Origin of the sequence: Pseudanabaena biceps PCC 7429 (assembly GCF_000332215.1) — a bacterium.
GTDB classification, from domain to species: domain Bacteria; phylum Cyanobacteriota; class Cyanobacteriia; order Pseudanabaenales; family Pseudanabaenaceae; genus Pseudanabaena; species Pseudanabaena biceps.
In genome coordinates, this window is sequence record NZ_ALWB01000100.1 from 1 (window position 1) to 19,364 (window position 19,364).

Sequence of the window (19,364 nt, forward strand, 5' to 3'; positions counted from 1 at the left end):
AAAGCGTTGCTTTGCAACGCTTTCAAAAATTTCCTTGTGGTTCGTTTGATCGATAATTGCCGTAAGTGATTATAGCTATATAAGAGATAGCGAGGACGCATCAAAACCCGAAAGATGAGTGGCGGTGCTTCGCATCTTTCGGCTTACGTTGCTATACAGGTCTATACATTGAAAAAGAGCATCTTTATCGTTGTTCGGGGGCTGGCAGTACTAATGGGGGAGCAGGAGGATTCTGCGGCTGGGCATTGGCAGTCCCAGTCTGGCTAGCATTAGGATCCGTCGCGCCAGCAACTGCTGCACCGACAGGACGAAGCACTTCAACTCCATTTTGTTGCAACACCACAATTGGTGGCTCCGCATTAGTATCAATGCGCTTCACTAATACCTTGCCATTGGAAATCAATTGACCTGCCTTCACATAGCGAGAAGTTGACTCACCCGAAGCGCTGACAATCGCAAAGATTGTACCTGAAATTTCAATAGTCCCCGTGACTTTTGTCCCTTCAGCAGCTTTTGTATCAGGAGGTGTAAAGATTTTTGCACTATTAGAGGTTTTGACTACAACCGCAGCTCTAAGCTTTGGTGGCTCTGGTGGCTTGGAGAGCAAAGTTTCTAACTTTGGTACTGGGTTAATAACTGAGCTAGTAAATGGATCGCGAGATTGTTTAGAGTCAACGCCAATTTTTTTCTCTAGTTCCTGAACCCTTGCTTGCTTATCAGTAGTAGCAATGAGGTCTTGGGGCTTTTGTTGTCCTGCCACGAAGGGAGCATTAAAAGTTTGAACTTTAGGCGTTGCCGCAGCTACTGGCACATTACTTGTGGTTACATCAGCAATAGTTGGCAATGGTTTGCCCTCCTCTGCAAGCTTTCTCATTTCTTCGCAATCAGTGCCAGCCTTAAACTTAGCGGATTTGGTAACTCCTTGTTTGATTTCTCGCGCTGTACTGATCGTACATTCGGTTGGTGTACTATCACCACAAGCACTAAGGATTGTAGTAACGCTAAGAATCACGCCAGCTAGGTAATAGATACGCATAAAAAGTTCCTCTGCTGCCTACTTAGTTTTCGGTACAGCGTCATCCGATGTTTGTCGATTTTGACTGCAAGATAGTAAAGCATTATGGTAGTTTTGGCAATCACTAAAAATATAAAACTGCTATTCTAGAGATTGCCTCAGGGTTGATTCTTGATTAACTAGCACTAATTCAAGGATGAAGTGCAGCGTTGAGCGCTGCACTTCATCCTTGAATTAGTGCTTCATGGCTATTGATGGAGAAATTTGTGGAAGTTATATCGGAAGTTTATCAAGGTCAGTTTGGCAATTTTACGATTACTAAGAACGATCGCCTGAGCGTAATCGTCTATCGCACAGCTTTAGCGATCGCCGCCTTATGTTTTAGCCTCGGCACTCTATTGGTACTATGGCAACCCCATAACCCCGATGTTCTTAATGGTCTGACTTGGCTATATATTGCTTTCTCCGTCAGTTTGGGTGTGGCTCTTTGGACAATTCATATTTATTTGGAGTTATTACATCGGGTTTTACAGTTTTTTTGGATGATTGGCACGATCGCTTCGGTGGCGATCGCTATTTATTTCCCAGAGCCACTAGCGATCGCTATTTACAATCACCCATTAGCCTTAATTGGTATCGGGTCAAGTTTTGCCGCTTTAACAGGCATTTTTTTCAAAGAAACCTTTTGTTTCAATCGCTTTGAAACTAAGTTTTTAGTACCTTTAGTCCCTGTGCTAATTCTTGGGCATTTAGTGAATTTTTTACCTGTAGCGATCGAACAAGGTTTCTTAGCTGCTTGGGCGATTTTGTTTATGATCTTTGCGATTCGGAAAGCAACTCAAGAAATTCCCTCAGACATTGGCGACAAATCAGTATTTGCCTATCTCAAAGCTCAAAAACAACAAGCAATTTAATCCAGAGTTTCTAAGTAGCTAAGCATAAGTAAACTTAAAACCTAGAAGAGCGTACCGCCCGCGTAGCGGGCGGTACGCTCTTTTGGTTTTGGTTTTCACTTATTAGCTACTTATACCAATTCACGAAGGTGTGACAACACTTTTGTGAATTAAAAACTCAACCTCGTAAGGGTTTTCAAGTTAAGAAATGGCGTAGCCATTTCTTAACTTGGTATTAGGAGTAAATATGAGCCTGAAGATCGTCTTTTGTTGGTCTGATATTTCTGGATATATGGCAGCCTGTTGGCGTTCCTTACAGGCGAGGCAAGAGATCGACCTATTTGTGATTGCCTTTCAAGCACGAACTCAGACTGCATTTTCTGATGGGTTAATGCAGGGAATTCCCTGTCGTCTTTTAGGCTTGCAGGAACGCAACGACACAAAATTAATTAAGGAATTGATAAGCCAACAAAATCCCGATGCGATCGTTTTATGTGGTTGGTTTCATCATCCCTATCGGCAATTAGCCTTTGCTAAAAATTTGCAAAATATTCCCTTAATTATGGGAATGGATACCCCTTGGTGGGGAAACTGGAAGCAGCATTTAGCCCCTTGGATATTGCGTTCCTATCTAAAACAGATGGCGCATGTGGTTGTCACTGGCGAACGGAGTTGGCAATATGCCTATCGTTTGGGCATCCCTTTAGAAAATATTTCGTTAGGTTTGTATGGCATAGACTACGAGGCTTACGCACCTCTGCTCGCAGCAAGAAGGCGATCGCCTTGGCCGCGTTCTTTTCTCTTTGTCGGTCGCTACAGCCATGATAAAGCGATCGATCTGCTGGCGACAGCCTACCGTTTGTATCGATCGCAAGTTGGCGATCCTTGGGATTTAGTTTGCTGTGGTCAGGGTGATCTCGAATCCCATCTACAGGATCAAGTAGGTATTACCAACCGAGGCTTTGTCCAACCCGCCGCAATGACAGATATTTGGTTAAAGGCAGGGGCATTGGTCTTACCAAGTCGATTCGATCCTTGGCCCATAGCTTTAGTGGAAGCGGCGGCCGCAGGATTGGCTATAATCTGCACTCAGGTTTGTGGTTCGGCGGTTGAGGTGATTCGCTCTGAATATAATGGCATCATTATTCCCCCCGATCGCCCTGAGGCTTTAGCTGCGTCTTTGCTAACAATTCACAATCACTATAATGAGTTAGCAATATGGGGAACTCGTTCCCAAGATTTAGCCCAGCCCTATAGATCAGAAATATGGGCACAGCGATGGCTCGCCATCTTCAATTCTGTGCTCCATCCAGTACACTGACAACAAGCGATCGCTTAACTTTTCTGCCGACAGCAAAAAACTAGTAATTACTCGCCTTATGGATTTTTTAAATCAATTAGTTGAATTTATTACTACTCCCTTAGGTTTGATGCTCTTAGGTGGTGGTTTAGGTTTAGCCTTACAAGCCGATCAGAAACGTCCACTTTTAAGTTGGATTTTGGTCTCGATTTTTGGATTTGCAGCTTCTCTGAGCAAGTTCGCCGATGAATTTATTAAAGAGCCACCATCGCTAGTTTTTCCACTTCAGCAAATTCGCGAGGTGGGGCGACCATTAGCGATCGTTTTATTGTTAATGCTGATCATTGTTGCCTTAAAGACTAAAAGTTACTGGCGGCAAAAAATTATTCCTAAGCCTGTAATTTATATTGTCTTAGTTCAATGCATGATTTTCATTAAAATCCTAATTTATGGGGATGTAGGCTTTGCTTTTTTAAGTGCGACTACGTTTGGTGGATTAGTTTGGTCGATTCTGTGGGGACCATCGCGATGGCTACAGGACGATCGCAATTTCCAGTTAGGTATCTGGGCGATCGCGATGGTTGGCACGATATTTATTATTGCTAATGGCTATCAAGCATTAATCGATCCCTACGCGATTACCTTTGTGCATGGTTGGTTTTTAGGTACTACAGGTAACCCACACCATGCGGCTGTTTTGATTACCGCGACGATTCCTTCCTTCTTATTTCTCTACTTTCAGCGCGAACAAAGTCGATGGATGCGAGGTCTATGGATTGGACTTTTGGCCATGTCGATATTTGCATTGTTAATGACTGCCTCGCGAACTGGGGCAATCATGGCGGTGGTCTCAGTCTTAATGTTTTTCCGTTACCGAGGTGGGAGCCTATTACAGATGGTGCTATTTATCGGTGTGATCGCGGCAATTACTTTGCCATTCCTCAATCCCAGTGATGCTGACACCACGGGCATTTTAACCAGTACAGTGGGCAAATGGGATAACTTAGATAGTAATACGCGTGAAAATGTTTGGAATGGTTATTTGAACCTCTTCATTGAAAATCCCCTGTTTGGTGCTCCATTTCAAGGCGATCGCCTTCTGTTTGGCGAGAGCTCGTGGTTGGGGGTATTGGGAAGTTTGGGCTTAATTGGTGCAGTTCCCATGTTCATGTTTGGTTTGAGCAGTTTGCAAATGATATATAAGCTCGATCGATTGTGCAAGGCTAGACCAGAATACTACCTCCATTGCAGTGCCGTTATGGCTGGACTATTGTCTTTACTTGTTGGCGGTATTTCGGAAGCCTATCTACTCGGTAATTTGACCTTTTCCATTCTGGCGGTGCTTTTATATCTTGTACTTGGTAATTATCTTTTAGAAGTTGCCCATCGAGATGATTATTTAGATTTTGTCAGTCATCAGTAGCTAGGCATAATGTCAGTTCCACATAAGCTATGAAAGTTTTGCATCTAGTTCCATCTATTGCGGCGGTGAGGGGCGGCACGAGTATTGCCGTCATTGAGATGGTTAAGAGCTTACGAGCTATTGGTATAGATGCCGAAATTGTAACGACCAATGATAATGGTAAGACTTTGCTAGACGTTCCGCTCCACCGACTGATTGATTATGAAGTTGAAGGCGAAAAAGTGCCTGTAAGATTCTTTCCCAGATTCTCGCCACCTATTCATGCTATGCGCGAATTCGCCTTCTCAGGCAGCTTAACAATTTGGTTGTGGCAACATCTCCGCGATTACGATCTCATGCATGTTCATGCAATTTTTTCCTATCCTGCAACCATTGCTATGACGATCGCACGCCAGCAAAATATTCCTTATGTTAATAGTCCCCATGGATTGCTATGCCAATGGTCATTACAGCAAGGGGCACAAAAAAAGCATATTTACCTGAACTTGCTCGAAAAAGCGAATTTATTTGGCGCTAAAGCGATTCATGTGACAGCAATGCAAGAGCAGGTAGAAATAGAACTACTGGGTTGGTCTTTAAAAACTATCGTTCGGCCGCTGGGTTTGCAAATACCACCAGCGATCGCCGATGCAAGAGAGCAGCTACATCGAATGCTCGATATTCCCTCTCAAGTTCCGATCATGCTTTTTTTGTCGCGAATCCATCCTAAAAAAGGGCTAGATTACCTCCTCCCCGCCCTTGGGAAATTGCGCGATCGCCATTTTGCGTTTGTGCTGGCGGGTAGTGGCGATCCAGAATATGAGGCAGCATTGGAGCAACTGCTCCAAGCTCATCATTTAGGCGATCGCACCTACAAACTGGGTTTTGTTACAGGGATTAAAAAAAATATTTGTCTGCAAGGATCAGACCTCTATGTCTTGACCTCCCATTCAGAAAATTTTGGGGTATCGGTTTTAGAAGCCCTCGCCGCAGGGACTCCCGTACTCATAACTAAGGGTGTAGCCCTTGCTGAGCTAGTACGATCGCAACAATTAGGCTGGGTGGTGGACTTGGAGATTGATGCGATCGCCGCCGCGATTGCCCAAAGCCTCGATCAACCTCAAGTTAATCAGCAAATAGGCGATCGGGCTGCAAAATATATTGCCGAACATTACACTTGGAACAAAATTGCAGTTAATCTCCAACAGCTATACATATAGTTGCCGCCAGTCTTGTTAGGACAAAATTAAAACCCAAAATAGTGTTGCCGCGCTCCGCGTGGCAACACTATTTTTTTATGTTCTGATACAGTTGACGGCAGCTTTAGCTTTGCTCAAGTGATACCAAATTACAAAATGGCTACGCCATTTTGTAATTTTAAAACCCTTACTGGATTTGGGTTTTAATTCCCAAAAGTGTAGCCACACTTTTGGGAATTGGTATGATTAATAAATCAACCCTAAGAATAGAAGGGCGGCACTTTGCGCCTCCCTTCTATTCTTGGGGTTGATCAGGATTCTTAGAATTTAAGGATCGACCCAGCGATCGTCGGATTTAATAAGAGCAATTAATTGTTCTACCCCTTCCGCTTCAGGTACGCGCTTGATCTCTTCCTTGCCACGATAAAGAGAAATGGTGCCTGGAGTTTTACCAACATAACCATAGTCGGCATCTGCCATTTCTCCTGGTCCATTGACAATACAGCCCATCACCGCAATGTCTAGCCCCACTAGATGACTGGTGGCTTCGCGAACTTTATGTAGTACTTCTTCAAGATTAAATAGGGTACGACCGCAAGATGGACAGGCGACATATTCCACCATTGTTTTGCGCAGCCCTAGGGATTGCAAAATGCTGTAACAGACGGGAATTTCTTTCTCTGGTGCTTCGGTGAGCGATACCCGAATAGTGTCGCCGATTCCTTGGGATAGTAATGTGGCAATGCCTGCCGTGGACTTGATCCGACCATATTCCCCATCACCCGCTTCCGTTACTCCTAAATGCAAGGGGTAATCCATACCCAATTGATCCATACGCTTAGCCATCAACTGATAGGCGGCGATCATCACGGGGACGCGAGATGCCTTCATGGAGATAACGATATTTTTAAAGTCCAGATCTTCACAAATACGAATGAACTCGATCGCAGATTCAACCATACCCTGAGGCGTATCGCCATAGGTAAATAGCATCCGCTCAGCGAGAGAACCATGGTTTACGCCGATCCGCATCGCTTTGCCCTGTTCTTTGAGAGACAAAACAAGCGGCTTGAGGGTATCGCGGACTTTTTCGGCGATCTCGTCAAATTCTGATTGAGTATATTCGGTACGATTTGCCTTGGGTTTCTCAAATACGTATAGTCCCGGATTAATGCGGACCTTATGGATATGCTTGGCGACTTCGAGGGCAATTTTCATACCGTTGTGGTGGACATCGGCGACCAGAGGCACATCAAGATAAGTCCGTTTGAGCTTTTGGCGGATTTCTGAGAGGGCGGCGGCGTGAGCCATACTTGGGACGGTGACGCGGACAATTTCGCAGCCAATTTCATGCAAACGGCGAATTCCTGCTACCGAGCCATCTATATCGAGAGTGTCTTCGTTAATCATCGATTGCACCACTACAGGTGCACCTCCGCCGATGGTGATATTACCCACTTGGACGGGGCGAGTTTTGCGTCTGACGATTACACCAAGATTTTCACTGCCATCCACGATCGGTTCGGCTGTAGCTTTTTGTGTGCCGTTTTGTGTGCCGTTTTGTGTGCTTTTCGTATTCTCAGAAACAGTCGCCATAACACTTTTAGTTACTTTCTCTCATTAGTCTATCTGAAGTGGGGGACAGTAGCTTTATTTTGCGCTTTTAATTTTGCGCTTTTAATTTTGCGCTTTTAATTTTGCGCTTTTAATGCTTTTAATTTTGTTGTGGAAAATATTTTGAGCGCAACTCAAAACCCTAAAGATGGGTGGCGGCGCTTCGCGCCGCCACCCATCTTTAGGGTTTTATGTACTACAGCAATTATCGATCAAACGAACCACAAGGAAACTCTTGAAAGCGTTGCTTTGCAACGCTTTCAAGAGTTTCCTTGGTTTGGGTTTGAGCGCGAAGCGCTGTAAGTTGCTATAGAAGCGCAATTGTGACATACCCAACACTCATTTTGTAAACAAATAGAGTGCGGACTTCCTCTTTCATTTGCCAAAGCCTAGACTAATTAAAGCTGCAAAATAAAAAAGTGCTGTATGAGTAAAATGTTAGCCATGAATTACTTTCCCGCCCATCGATACTTTGCTTACCTGACTTCCCCAGCGATCGCAGCAATGCCCAACAAGGAGAATGTGGTAATTGTTCAACCCATGGGAGCGATCGAGCAACATGGTGCGCATTTGCCATTGATCGTTGATGCGGCGATTAGTATTGGAGTGTTAGCAGGGGCTTTAGAGCAGTTAGCTCCTGCGATTCCTGCCTATGCATTGCCACCGTTATATTACGGCAAGTCGAATGAGCATAGTACCTTTGCAGGAACGATTACGATGAGTACACCGACAATGTTGGCGGTATTGACGGATATTGCGGAGAGTATTTATCGAGCGGGATTTCGGAAACTGGCACTCATGAATTCCCACGGTGGACAGCCGCAGATTTTGGAAATAGTCGCGCGTGATCTCCATGAGAAATACCCCGATTTTCTGATTTTCCCCCTCTTTACTTGGCGGGTTCCTAATGCAGCGAAGGATTTATTAACGCCAAAGGAATTAGAGTTGGGAATTCATGGTGGCGATGCGGAAACCAGTTTGATGCTAGCCCTCTTGCCCGAACAGGTCGATATGGATCAAGCGATAACCGAATATCCCTGTGGCTTGCCCGAACATAGTATGTTAAGTATGGAAGGAGCAAATCCCTTTGCATGGGTGACAAGGGATTTGACTAGGAGTGGGGTTTTAGGTGATGCTAGGGCAGCAACTAGAGAAAAGGGAGAAAAGATTTTGGCTTCTTTAGTGAATGGGTGGACAAAATTGATCGAAGATATCTATAAATTTGAACAGCCGAGGGCGTATGGCAATCATCTCCTCTAAATTAATTCAAGAGCCAAATCCTGAAGGCGATCGCTCTACCGATGGGGTTGTCCCTCAAAATTCATCCACATCGGTTTCTGAAAAGGTTGCTAGTCAAGCATCAACGCCCCGATCCCCTAAAAAATCAGCTAAAAATGATCGCCCGTCGCCCGAAATGCAGCAAGCCCTTGATTTACTGCAAGCGGAGGCGACTCCAGAGGAGAAGTTAGCGGATCGATTGGCAAAAGATAATAAAGATAATTCGGCTGAGGCGGCGCAATTTGGCGCGGATATTAATATTCGTCCGAAAAGCCTTCAGGATTATATCGGTCAAAAGGATTTAAAAGAATTATTAAATATTGCGATCGCGGCGGCAAAGTCCCGATCATCAGCTCTCGATCATTTGTTGTTATATGGTCCTCCTGGGTTAGGGAAAACTTCCCTCGCCTTGATCGTCGCTCAGGAAATGGGCGTACAATGCAAAATTACTTCTGCCCCTGCCCTTGAGCGTCCCCGTGATGTGGCTGGTTTGCTGGTATCTCTGCAACAGGGGGATATTCTCTTTATCGATGAAATTCATCGTTTACCGAGTGTAACCGAAGAGATTCTCTATCCTGCGATGGAAGACTATCGTCTTGATATTACGATTGGGAAAGGTCAGGGAGCAAGGATCCGCAGCGTGCAGTTAAATAAATTTACCCTGATTGGCGCTACGACTCGAATTGGCGCATTATCTTCGCCATTGCGCGATCGCTTTGGATTTGTGCAGCATTTCCGCTTTTATGAGCAGGACGAACTGACGCAGATCGTGTCGCGTAGCGCCAAGATTCTCGCGACCCCGATTGATGATGATGGGGCGATTGCGATCGCGGCAAGGTCGCGGGGTACGCCTCGGATTGCCAATCGTTTGTTAAAAAGGGTGCGAGACTATGCGGAGGTAAAGGCTAAGGGCGAACAAATTACAGGGGCGATCGCGGAATCGGCTCTAGAATTATTTAATGTCGATCCTAAAGGTTTGGACTGGATCGATCGCAAACTGCTAACGGTATTGATCGAGAATTTTCATGGAGGTCCCGCAGGTTTGGATACCTTGGCGGCGGCGACGGGTGAGGATGCCCATACGATTGAAGAAGTGTATGAGCCATATTTATTGCAGATCGGCTATATCAATCGCACGCCTCGCGGTCGGGTTGCCACGGCTGCCGCATGGAAGCATTTAGGCTATCCCGTCCAAACGGCGATCACAGGGTTGTTATAAGTCCCTAATCATTAAACTTAAGATCTTGGCGATATTACCGCATAATTATTTATGGCTTTAGGTATAACATCGTGGCATCAGTGGTTAAAACCCAAACGGATCGCCATTTTTGAAGCTTGTTTAATAGGTTTAGTGGCTGGCTTAGCGGCAGTTTTACTAAAACAGGGGATCGGCTGGCTGGGAGGGTGGCGCGTACGGGTTGCCCATGAAGTATGGTTTGTACTGCCGCTGATTGGTTTAGTTGGCGGATTTCTATCGGGACTTCTAATCGATAAATTTGCGACAGAAGCCTCTGGTAGTGGCATTCCCCAAGTTAAGGCGGCGCTCAGTTATGTGCCGATCGCGCTCAATCTCCGAGTTGCGGTTGTCAAGATCGCCAGTACGATTTTAGCCTTGGGATCAGGGTTAGCCCTCGGTCGTCAAGGACCAACGGTACAGATTGGAGCGGCGATTGCAGGACAGGTAAGCCAATGGATTCCTACATCTCCCGAATATAAGCGCCAATTGCTTGCCGCAGGGGCTGCCGCAGGGCTTGCCGCTGGATTTAATGCCCCGATCGCAGGCGTACTGTTTGTGATCGAGGAACTCCTGCACGATGTCTCTAGCCTGACTTTAGGAACCGCAATTCTTGCCTCCTTTATTGGTGGAGTCGTTTCGCTGGTCTTGTCTGGACAAGGGCTAAATACGACGATTCCAGAAATCCATTTTTCTGCTCAAGAGATTCCATTTCTCCTATTGTTGGGACTGCTGGTCGGTTGGTTTGCCGCCTTATTTAATCACAGTGTGATCGCCGTTACGAAATGGAATCGGCGGATTTTCAAAACGGGATTTGCGGGGAGAATTGCGATCGCTGGTTGTGTTTCTGGAATCGCCATCACCATGCTTCCCGATGAATTTCGAGACAGTACGGGTTTGCAGATGTTCCTCGCTATGGGGCAACCAGACTGGTCGGTTACCGCTGGAACCTTTGCCGTGAGATTTATTCTCACTTTAATTGCTTGTAGTGCGGAAACTGCGGGGGGCTTATTTGTGCCTAGCTTGATCTTGGGGGCAGCACTCGGATCGTTAGTGGGAAATTTGGAGCATTCTACCCTAGGAATTGGCACTCTGGGAACCTATGCCTTGTCAGGGATGGGGGCATTTTTTGGGGCAGTGGCGAAAGTACCAATCACCGCGTTTGTGATTGTTTTTGAAATCACAAGGGATTTTAATATTATTCTGCCTTTGATGATTACCAGTGTTGTTGCCTATCTTTGTGCTGAAAAGTACGCTCCTGGATCGTTGTACACCCACTTATTAGAACTTAAAGGCATTCATCTCCAGACCGAAATAGTTACCGATGGATTGTGGGATGGATTAAGGGCGATGGATGTCATGCAGCGGCAGGTTGAGACCCTAAATAGTGAAATGCTGGTTACTGAGGTAATGCAATCGTTTGCGCGATCTCGCCATCGCGGGTTTCCTGTCATGAGTGACGATCACGTAGTGGGTATTATCACCCAAATGGATTTGGTCAAGTTCCAAGAGCAAAATATTCTCTCTAAGAATATTTCTGAGAATATTTCTAAGAATATTTCTGAGAATATTAAAGTTGGTCAAATTATGACCAAAAATCCCATTACCGTTAGCCCTGAGGAGAGATTATCTCAAGTTCTTTATCTTCTTTCCTATTACAAACTCTCACGATTACCCGTCATCGATCGCTATAAACTCGTGGGGATTATCACGCGCAGCGATATTTTACGTGCTCAAGCCAAGCGTTTACGGGGAGTTAGTTCTCAAATCACCAAACAATCCTATTTAGTCTATCAACAGCGAGGGACTGCTACGGGATCGGGACGATTGCTCCTTCCTCTCAGCGATTTGCAAACGGCGGAGTACTTAATCGCCATGGCGCTCGCGATCGCGGAAGAGCGCAATTAAGAACTAGAGTGCCTGCATGTTATCTCCGTCGCTCAACACCTCGCTCCATCAGAGACGACCGTTGATCTAAATCCTAGTTTGGAACTTTTTCAACGGGTGATGATGGCAGCTCAGACTAGGCGAGTTCCCATTCATACTCAGGTGCGGGTCGCCCATGATATTGGGCAAACGATTTTAGAAGTTGCCCGCGATCGCAAAATCGATCTGCTATTAATTGGCTGGTATGGTATCTCTAAATCCTCTGAACGTATATTTGGACATACAGTGGATACTGCGCTGGAGCAGGCAGCCTGTGATGTGATGTTCGTTAAATTTAGCGATCGTTTACAAAAGGCGAATCCATTTAATCAAGAGTTTCGCAGACCGCATATTTCCTTTAATCGTTGGCTCATTCCCATTACGGGGGATTCCAATAGCGCAAACGTCATCCAACTCCTTCCAGATCTGATATCTATGTCTCCCTATCCAGAGGTATGCCTCTGTCAGATCTTTTCGCCAATGGATGAAAAGCAACAAGAAAGCCAATTAGAACAATATGCAGACTTATTATATAAATCTCTCCAGTTTAAAGTTGATGCTGTTTCCGTCTGTGCTAAGTCAGTTACCGATGCAATTGTAGACCTAGCAAATCAGGAGCGAAGTGATGTCATTATCCTAGAAGCAAGTCATGAAGGTATTTTGCACCAGATCTTGCATGGTAATGTTTCCGAAGCGATCGCTCGTAATAAGAACATGTCTAATCGCACAATTATCATTTTCCGAAAGGCAATTTAAAATCTAAAAATAGGGCTCTAAAAATTGGACATCGCTCTAGATTAAAGTAGCTAAGGTAAACTTAAAACCTAGAAGAGCGTACCGCCCGCTACGCGGGCGGTACGCTCTTCTAGGTTTTGGTTTTTAATAAAGCTTAACTGCTTATATTGTCAAATCTTGATTTGTCAGCTATATTAGATTTCAGGTTGAATAAACCTTCGGTGTCAAGTCGAACCCCACTTGATAATAAACACTTGATAATAAACATTTAGACAACAGGAGGTGATGCCCATGCAATCAGATAGTAGTAACGGTAAACGTGTGGGTCTTCAGATTTCCGAGCTGTGTGCTGGGGCTGTTCTGTAGATATTTAGTTAATTGGTTTTACTATTATCGTTAACTAGTAAATCTAAGATCCTTCCAGCAGTTGACTGTAATCTCAAGATCCTAAAGTATTCCGAAACAAAAAGACCCAGCCAATGGCTGGGTCTTTTTGTTAAGTAAGTTCGGGATAATTTGAAACGGGCTGTGAGAAAGGGTTTGCTACGCAAACCCTTTCTCACAGCCCAAAATTAAAAGCCTTTCGTAGCAAGGCTTTTAATTTTGGGCTTTTAAAATTTGCCAGCTTAATCCGAACTAACGTTAAGTACATCAAAATAGCTTGTGCCCCCTGCGATACAGACGTTACCAACCAAACCAATAAAGAGTGGCGACGCAAAGCGCCGCCGTCCTTTATGGGCTTAGGGACTTGCGAGAAAATAAGATACCAATCCAGATTTACCAGAATCGGTGGCGCGGCGGAGCCGTGCCACCGATTCTGGTTTTATATTTGGTAATTCATTAAATTGCAAGTCCCTTAATTGGTTTTAGCCAATTTTGACAGGAGTTTTGACGGCTTGAATCTCGTAGATGGCTTTTTCTAGCAAAGAAACCCCTGTCATTTCTTCTGGCTGCTCAATTTGAAGGATTTCTAAAATCGTGGGGGCAATGTCAGCTAGACGACCGCCTGTCGGTTTGAGCTTGACATCAGCTCCATGACCGTAGATCTTGAGAACTTCACCTTCGACTAAAATAAATGGCACGGGATTGCTGGAATGGGCTGTCCAAGGATTGCCATGTTCATCCCACATATACTCAGCATTACCGTGATCGGCAGTAATTAAAGCAGTACCGCCCGCATTGCCGATGCTAGATAATAATCTGCCCAAACATCGATCGACATGTTCGAGAGCCTTGACGGTAGCTTCAAAATTACCCGTATGTCCAACCATATCGGGGTTGGCATAGTTAATGACGATCAGCGAGTAAATTCGTTTGGCGATCGCCTCTGAGGCAATGCGCGTCACTTCGGCAGCGGACATCTCTGGTTGCTGATCGTAAGTTGACACCCTTGGGCTATTTACTAAAATGCGATCGTCGCCTTCACTGGCTTCCTCCATCCCACCATCAAAGAAGTAGGTGACATGGGCATACTTCTCAGTTTCGGCGAGACGCAACTGTTTCATGCCATGCTTTGCGACCACTGGCCCCAACAAATTAGTTAGGTTTTGTGGGAGAAAGACGACAGGGACAGGCAGGGCACTATCATACTGGGTAAAAGTAGCATAGGCGAGATGTTCGATCCGCTTGCGCTCAAACCCCGTAAAGTTCTCCGCAACTAGGGCTTGACTGATCTCGCGGGATCGGTCAGGACGAAAATTAAAGCAAATGACACCATCACCAGAGGCGATCGCACCGTGGGCGATCCGCGTCGGCGGCAAAAATTCGTCGGTAATTTTTTCTTTGTAAGCGGCTTCCAGAAAATCTGTCGGCGAAGTTAGCTCGGTGGTGATGCGATCGTCGGTCATGACCTCATAGGCTTTTTGGACGCGATCCCAACGTTTGTCACGATCCATCGCAAAGTAACGACCGATAATGGTGACGATGCGACCGACCCCAATCTTATTGATATGAGCCTGTAAAAGCTTAATAAAGTTGATCCCAGAATGCGACAGGGTGTCGCGACCATCGGTGATTACATGTATACAGACATCTTCAATTTGCTGAGCCTTGGCTAAATCTAGCAGTCCCAATAAGTGATCGATATGTGAATGCACGCCACCATCAGAGCAGAGCCCTAAAAGGTGTAATTTACTTTTGTTGGCTTTAACTTTCTCACAAACTGTAACCAGTACAGGATTTGACAGCAGGGAGCCATCATCTACAGCATCGGAAATTCTAACTAATTCTTGGGGGACAACTCGACCAGCCCCAATATTCAAATGACCAACTTCTGAGTTGCCCATTTGACCTTTTGGTAGACCGACATCTTTGCCAGAGGCTTGGAGGAGAGTTTTGGGGTAAGTACTCCACAGACTATCCATAACGGGAGTATTTGCTGCGGCGATCGCATTGCCCTCGGTTTCTTCCCTATATCCCCAGCCGTCTAAAATTATCAGAACCAGTGGAGAAACAGACCCCGTTTGCATAAAAGACAGTTCCTTATTGAGTACACGATCACTCCTAAGTTGGTAATCATACCACTGGAGTAAATCTACGGATTACCTTAACAATACTTGGCAATTAGCGAGATCGCAATATATCATAAAAAACTTTTAATAGTGCCCAAAATTGCATAGTTTTGCTACAGCCTAACTCAAGAACAATTTAAATTGTCCCTGAGTTAGCGATTCGTTTTACTGGCTGCTCGCTTTCTTGATCCCATAAAGTAATTGGTGGAGCGATCTCTTACCTTTATATAGCTGCCTGCAAATGTATCAAGGACATAATACCAATTCACTGAAGTGTTGGCTCACTTCAGTGAATTAAAAAACAAGCCCAGTAAGGTTTTGAGATTCCCAAAGTGGCAACGCCACTTTGGGAATCTCAAAACCCAAAAGAGGATTGCCGTGCTCCGCGCGGCAATCCTCTTTTGGGTTTTAATTTTGTCCTAACAAGACTGGCGGCAGCTATATATGATCTCTATATAAATAGAAAACCCTAAAATATGTAGCGCACGCTACATATTTTAGCTCTGGTTTTTAATTATGTCCAGTTACTAAACGAATGTATGAACGAATGTATGATGGATATTCTGTAGTGCTTTGTCTTGACTTAAGCCAGTTAAACTAAGCGAGTTAAACTAAGCGAGTTAAACTAAGCGAGTTAAACTAAGCAAGTTAAACTAAGCGAGTTAGCAAAATATTGCAATAAATTCTTTCATCGGTTTAAAAATTTCCCTAACGAATGGCGTTAATAGTTCAGAAATATGGTGGCTCCTCCGTAGCCGATGCCGATCGCATTAAAGCAGTACGCGATCGCATTAAGCGGACAGTTGATGCTGGCAATCAAGTCGTGGTTGTAGTTTCCGCAATGGGTAAAACCACGGATGGTTTAGTAGCTCTTGCCGAGTCTGTAGCCTTAACCGATAACCCTACCCTCGAAGAAATCGCAGCGAAAGAGCGCGAGATGGATCTGCTCTTAGCTACGGGCGAACAGGTAACGATTGCTACGCTCAGTATGGCTTTGCAAGCAGTGGGGCAACCTGCGATCGCCATGAATGGTTCGCAGGTTCGGGTAGTTACCGAACCAAACCATACGCGCGCCAGAATTTTATACGTTGAATCGGAGCGGATCTTAGCTGCCCTCGCTCGGGGTAAAGTCTTAGTCATTGCAGGGTTTCAAGGTGTGGCGATCGATCCAGTTACTGGTTTACCTAGCAGCGAGATTACAACTTTAGGGCGCGGTGGCTCCGATACTTCAGCAGTAGCCATTGCGGCGGCGATTGAAGCCGATATTTGTGAAATTTATACCGATGTGCCTGGAATTTTGACCACCGATCCGCGCATTGTCCCTAAGGCGCAAATGCTTTCGGAAATTACCTGCGATGAAATGCTAGAGCTAGCTAGTCTAGGGGCAAAGGTATTGCATCCGCGATCGGTGGAAATTGCCCGTAATTTTGGCGTAAAAATGTGCGTGCGATCGAGCTGGCTAGATGATGCAGGTACGGTCATCACTTCGCCAAGGATTGGAACTGGCAATCTTCAGTCTCTTGAGGTGAATCGTTTTGTGGAAACGGTCTCGATTGACTACGATCAAGTTAAGATCGCCCTTCTCCAAATCCCCGATCGCCCAGGCATCGCCTCGCAATTATTTAAATCTCTTGCCGAGCAGGGTATAAATGTTGATTTGATCATTCAAGCTGTACAAGAGCAAGAAGGTGTAAACGATATTGCCTTTACAATTCCCCAAAATCAATTACAGTTGGCGGAAGTCGTCACGCGAGGTTTGGAAATTGGCGCAAGCCTTGTAACGGTTGATTCCGCCATTGCCAAAATTAGCATTATCGGTGTTGGCATGATCGGGCGACCTGGAGTTGCTGCCCAGATGTTTACAGCGCTTGCGGATGTGGGTGTAAATATCCAAATGATCTCCACTTCTGAGATCAAAATAAGTTGTGTGATCGCAGCCTCCGATGGCGAAAAAGCGATCGCTGCCATTCAAGCCGCTTTCGATGTTCCCGTGCGATCGCATCAAGCCTGTGAAATTATTTCTGACAATAATCCTCATATTTCTCCCGTAAGAGGGGTGGCTCTAGATCGCAATCGAGCAAGAATTGCCGTACAGCAAGTACCCGATCGTCCTGGCATGGCGGCAAAAATTCTTGAGCAGCTTGTGGAACAAAATATTAGTCTGGACATGATCGTGCAGTCTCAATCCGATCGCGATGTTAACGAAATTGCCTTTACCGTAGCGATCGCTGATCTGGCTAAAGCTGAAACTGCCCTAAAACAATTTGCACCAGTGCTAGGCTATGGTGAAGTTACCTGTGATGGCGACATTAGCAAGGTTAGTATTGTGGGTGCAAATATGATCCATCAGTCAGGAATTGCGGCGCGAATGTTTAGCGCCCTTGCTGATTCAGACATTAATATTGAGATGATTGCTACTTCTGAGATTAAAGTTAGCTGTGTAGTGCGCGATCGCCATGCAGAAAAAGCACTCAAGGTGATTCATCAAGAATTTAATCTGTCGGGAGATCTTGCTATCGAAGTTCCCAGCATCCTGAAAAAGTAGTAAGTAGGTTGCTAATCGCCACACTTACTAAATCCGCTTTAAGATAAACACATATCCCGCGAGCATTTCTATGTCATCTGATAATTCTAGCGATCGCACTAATAATTCTCCAGTCACGCCTCCGACCGATCCCAAACAAGCTCCCATTGCACCCAAGGAAAACTCAGTTAAGAACTTCTTGACGGATAATTTGCCCACGGTGACAGTTGCCATTCTGTTGGCTGTCGGTGTGAGAATATTTGTTGCGGAACCACGCTTCATTCCCTCTAGCTCTATGGAGCCAACTCTATTAATCGACGATCGCCTAATTATCGATAAGCTCTCTTTCCGCTGGCGTAAACCCGAACGTGGCGAAATCGTCGTATTCAATCCGCCCAACAATCCAGTTGTTCCCGATGCCTCTAAGGTCTATATCAAACGGGTGATTGGTTTGCCTGGCGATCGCCTGAGCATTCATGACGGCAAAGTATTTGTCAATGATGTACCTCTAAATGAGCCTTACATTGCTTCACCACCTAGCTACACTTTGCCAACCCAAGATGATGCTCTCTGTCCTAACTGTTTTCGTCCTGACAATGTCCAAAATGGGAGGGATAATTATCCCTATTTCACCGTGCCCAATGGTAAATATTGGGTGATGGGCGATAATCGCAATAATAGTTTGGATTCCCATGCTTGGGGATTTATGCCCGAAGAGAATCTTGTCGGACGAGCCATGTTCCGTTACTGGCCCTTTGACAAACGGGCTGGTAACTTAAATGTGCCTAAATACTAGAGCAGATTTCTCCATTCTCTTTCAGATCATATTTTTAGAATATTTTCAAATGAGCCTACAGCAATTATCGATCAAACGAACCACAAGGAAACTTTTGAAAGCTTTGCTTCGCAAAGCTTTCAAAAGTTTCCTTGGTTTGGGTTTGAGCGCAAAGCGCTGTAAGCTCATTTGAAAATAAAAAACAATCTTCACAATCTCAATCATGTCCACAGAAATTAAGCTAGATCCGCAAGCTCCTGTTCAACCTTGGTGGCAACGTCATGGTGAAACCATTCGTATTTTTGCTGTTGCCCTTGCGATCGCTATTTTCCTGCGTACTTTTATAGTTGAACCACGCTTCATTCCCTCTGGCTCAATGGAACCAACTTTACAGGTGGGCGATCGCATTTTAGTCGATAAGATTTCACAGCAATGGCAACAACCGAAATACGGCGATATTTTAATTTTTTATCCACCTGCTTCTCCTGCGATCGGTGATACGAGCAAGGCTTACATCAAGCGCTTGATTGGTGTGGAAGGCGATCGCATTGCTGTCAAAAATGGCAAGGTTTATCGTAATGGCGAGGCCCTTGATGAGTCCTATATTGCGGAAGCTCCGAAATATGCCATGCGTGAAGTGGTCGTTCCTAAAGGGTATTACTGGATGATGGGCGACAATCGCAACCACAGCAATGATTCTCACATTTGGGGATTTTTACCAAAAGAGAATATTATCGGCAAAGCGACGATTAGGTTCTTTCCTTTTGGCGATCGGTTAGGCGTAATTAGTGACTAGCAAAGAAATAAAGCACCGTAGAAATGCAATAGTTCAGTTTAAGAGGGAAATACCAAGTTAAGAAATGGCGTAGCCATTTCTTGATACCAAAACTATACTCCCTTCCCATTAAAGAAATAGACATCAAAACCAATAAATAGAGTTGCGGCGCTACGCGCCGCAA

14 protein-coding genes are annotated in these 19,364 nt (G+C 45.1%); 11 read left to right on the plus strand and 3 right to left on the minus strand.

What is annotated here, in order from left to right:
• Positions 1-184: 184 nt before the first annotated feature.
• Positions 185-1,036 carry a hypothetical protein gene (locus PSE7429_RS23660; protein ID WP_009627543.1) on the minus strand — a complete coding sequence of 284 codons (852 nt, stop codon included), beginning with the start codon at positions 1,034-1,036 and terminating at the stop codon, positions 185-187.
• Between the two features lie 233 nt (positions 1,037-1,269).
• Between PSE7429_RS23660 and PSE7429_RS12390 the strand changes: the two genes are divergently transcribed.
• The 4 genes from PSE7429_RS12390 to PSE7429_RS12405 all read left to right on the plus strand — a co-directional run bounded on the left by PSE7429_RS12390 (position 1,270) and on the right by PSE7429_RS12405 (position 5,830).
• Positions 1,270-1,929, plus strand: coding sequence for a DUF2301 domain-containing membrane protein (locus PSE7429_RS12390; RefSeq protein WP_009627544.1), 660 nt, complete (start codon positions 1,270-1,272; stop codon positions 1,927-1,929).
• Positions 1,930-2,155: 226 nt separating this feature from the next.
• Positions 2,156-3,229 (plus strand): glycosyltransferase family 4 protein, encoded by a 1,074-nt coding sequence (locus PSE7429_RS12395; protein WP_009627545.1) that lies wholly within the window; start codon positions 2,156-2,158, stop codon positions 3,227-3,229.
• Between the two features lie 58 nt (positions 3,230-3,287).
• On the plus strand, positions 3,288-4,631 hold the full coding sequence (locus PSE7429_RS12400) for an O-antigen ligase family protein (protein WP_009627546.1): 1,344 nt from the start codon (positions 3,288-3,290) through the stop codon (positions 4,629-4,631).
• A gap of 29 nt (positions 4,632-4,660) precedes the next feature.
• Positions 4,661-5,830, plus strand: coding sequence for a glycosyltransferase (locus PSE7429_RS12405; protein WP_009627547.1), 1,170 nt, complete (start codon positions 4,661-4,663; stop codon positions 5,828-5,830).
• Between the two features lie 306 nt (positions 5,831-6,136).
• Here PSE7429_RS12405 and ispG read toward each other — a convergent pair whose 3' ends face one another.
• On the minus strand, positions 6,137-7,405 hold the full coding sequence (ispG, locus tag PSE7429_RS12410; RefSeq protein ID WP_009627548.1) for a (E)-4-hydroxy-3-methylbut-2-enyl-diphosphate synthase: 1,269 nt from the start codon (positions 7,403-7,405) through the stop codon (positions 6,137-6,139).
• A 453-nt stretch (positions 7,406-7,858) separates the two neighbouring features.
• Here ispG and PSE7429_RS12420 point away from each other — a divergent pair, with 453 nt between their 5' ends.
• Genes PSE7429_RS12420 through PSE7429_RS27200 form a run of 4 tightly spaced genes read left to right on the plus strand, consistent with a single transcriptional unit; the run spans position 7,859 to position 12,617 of the window.
• A complete protein-coding gene (locus PSE7429_RS12420) occupies positions 7,859-8,683 on the plus strand; it encodes a creatininase family protein (protein WP_009627549.1) in 825 nt (274 codons plus the stop codon).
• Entirely contained in the window at positions 8,664-9,920 is a 1,257-nt protein-coding gene (gene ruvB, locus PSE7429_RS12425) for a Holliday junction branch migration DNA helicase RuvB (protein ID WP_009627550.1), read from the plus strand. The genes PSE7429_RS12420 and ruvB overlap by 20 nt, the downstream gene beginning before the upstream one ends.
• Positions 9,921-9,971: 51 nt before the next feature.
• Positions 9,972-11,843, plus strand: a complete 1,872-nt coding sequence (locus tag PSE7429_RS12430; protein ID WP_009627551.1) for a chloride channel protein — start codon at positions 9,972-9,974, stop codon at positions 11,841-11,843.
• 12 nt (positions 11,844-11,855) lie between these two features.
• The gene (locus tag PSE7429_RS27200) at positions 11,856-12,617 is read left to right on the plus strand and encodes a universal stress protein (RefSeq protein WP_324603566.1); all 762 of its coding nucleotides are present in this window, start codon (positions 11,856-11,858) and stop codon (positions 12,615-12,617) included.
• A gap of 845 nt (positions 12,618-13,462) precedes the next feature.
• Here PSE7429_RS27200 and gpmI read toward each other — a convergent pair.
• Positions 13,463-15,064, minus strand: coding sequence for a 2,3-bisphosphoglycerate-independent phosphoglycerate mutase (gpmI, locus tag PSE7429_RS12435; RefSeq protein ID WP_009627554.1), 1,602 nt, complete (start codon positions 15,062-15,064; stop codon positions 13,463-13,465).
• 757 nt (positions 15,065-15,821) lie between these two features.
• Between gpmI and PSE7429_RS12440 the strand changes: the two genes are divergently transcribed.
• From PSE7429_RS12440 to lepB (PSE7429_RS12450), 3 genes are all read left to right on the plus strand, one after another.
• Complete coding sequence (locus tag PSE7429_RS12440; protein WP_009627555.1) at positions 15,822-17,651, plus strand: aspartate kinase; 1,830 nt, start codon at positions 15,822-15,824, stop codon at positions 17,649-17,651.
• A 70-nt stretch (positions 17,652-17,721) separates the two neighbouring features.
• Positions 17,722-18,426, plus strand: coding sequence for a signal peptidase I (gene lepB, locus PSE7429_RS12445; RefSeq protein WP_009627556.1), 705 nt, complete (start codon positions 17,722-17,724; stop codon positions 18,424-18,426).
• 202 nt (positions 18,427-18,628) lie between these two features.
• Positions 18,629-19,201, plus strand: a complete 573-nt coding sequence (gene lepB, locus PSE7429_RS12450) for a signal peptidase I (RefSeq protein WP_009627557.1) — start codon at positions 18,629-18,631, stop codon at positions 19,199-19,201.
• Positions 19,202-19,364: the final 163 nt, after the last annotated feature.

Excerpts from the sequence above, each read along its gene's own strand:
- PSE7429_RS23660 (WP_009627543.1), bottom strand. The coding sequence starts at position 1,036 with ATGCGTATCTATTACCTAGCTGGCGTGATTCTTAGCGTTACTACAATC.
- PSE7429_RS12390 (WP_009627544.1), top strand. The coding sequence starts at position 1,270 with ATGGAGAAATTTGTGGAAGTTATATCGGAAGTTTATCAAGGTCAGTTT.
- PSE7429_RS12395 (WP_009627545.1), top strand. The coding sequence starts at position 2,156 with ATGAGCCTGAAGATCGTCTTTTGTTGGTCTGATATTTCTGGATATATG.
- PSE7429_RS12400 (WP_009627546.1), top strand. The coding sequence starts at position 3,288 with ATGGATTTTTTAAATCAATTAGTTGAATTTATTACTACTCCCTTAGGT.
- PSE7429_RS12405 (WP_009627547.1), top strand. The coding sequence starts at position 4,661 with ATGAAAGTTTTGCATCTAGTTCCATCTATTGCGGCGGTGAGGGGCGGC.
- ispG (WP_009627548.1), bottom strand. The coding sequence starts at position 7,405 with ATGGCGACTGTTTCTGAGAATACGAAAAGCACACAAAACGGCACACAA.
- PSE7429_RS12420 (WP_009627549.1), top strand. The coding sequence starts at position 7,859 with ATGTTAGCCATGAATTACTTTCCCGCCCATCGATACTTTGCTTACCTG.
- ruvB (WP_009627550.1), top strand. The coding sequence starts at position 8,664 with ATGGCAATCATCTCCTCTAAATTAATTCAAGAGCCAAATCCTGAAGGC.
- PSE7429_RS12430 (WP_009627551.1), top strand. The coding sequence starts at position 9,972 with ATGGCTTTAGGTATAACATCGTGGCATCAGTGGTTAAAACCCAAACGG.
- gpmI (WP_009627554.1), bottom strand. The coding sequence starts at position 15,064 with ATGCAAACGGGGTCTGTTTCTCCACTGGTTCTGATAATTTTAGACGGC.
- PSE7429_RS12440 (WP_009627555.1), top strand. The coding sequence starts at position 15,822 with ATGGCGTTAATAGTTCAGAAATATGGTGGCTCCTCCGTAGCCGATGCC.
- lepB (WP_009627556.1), top strand. The coding sequence starts at position 17,722 with ATGTCATCTGATAATTCTAGCGATCGCACTAATAATTCTCCAGTCACG.
- lepB (WP_009627557.1), top strand. The coding sequence starts at position 18,629 with ATGTCCACAGAAATTAAGCTAGATCCGCAAGCTCCTGTTCAACCTTGG.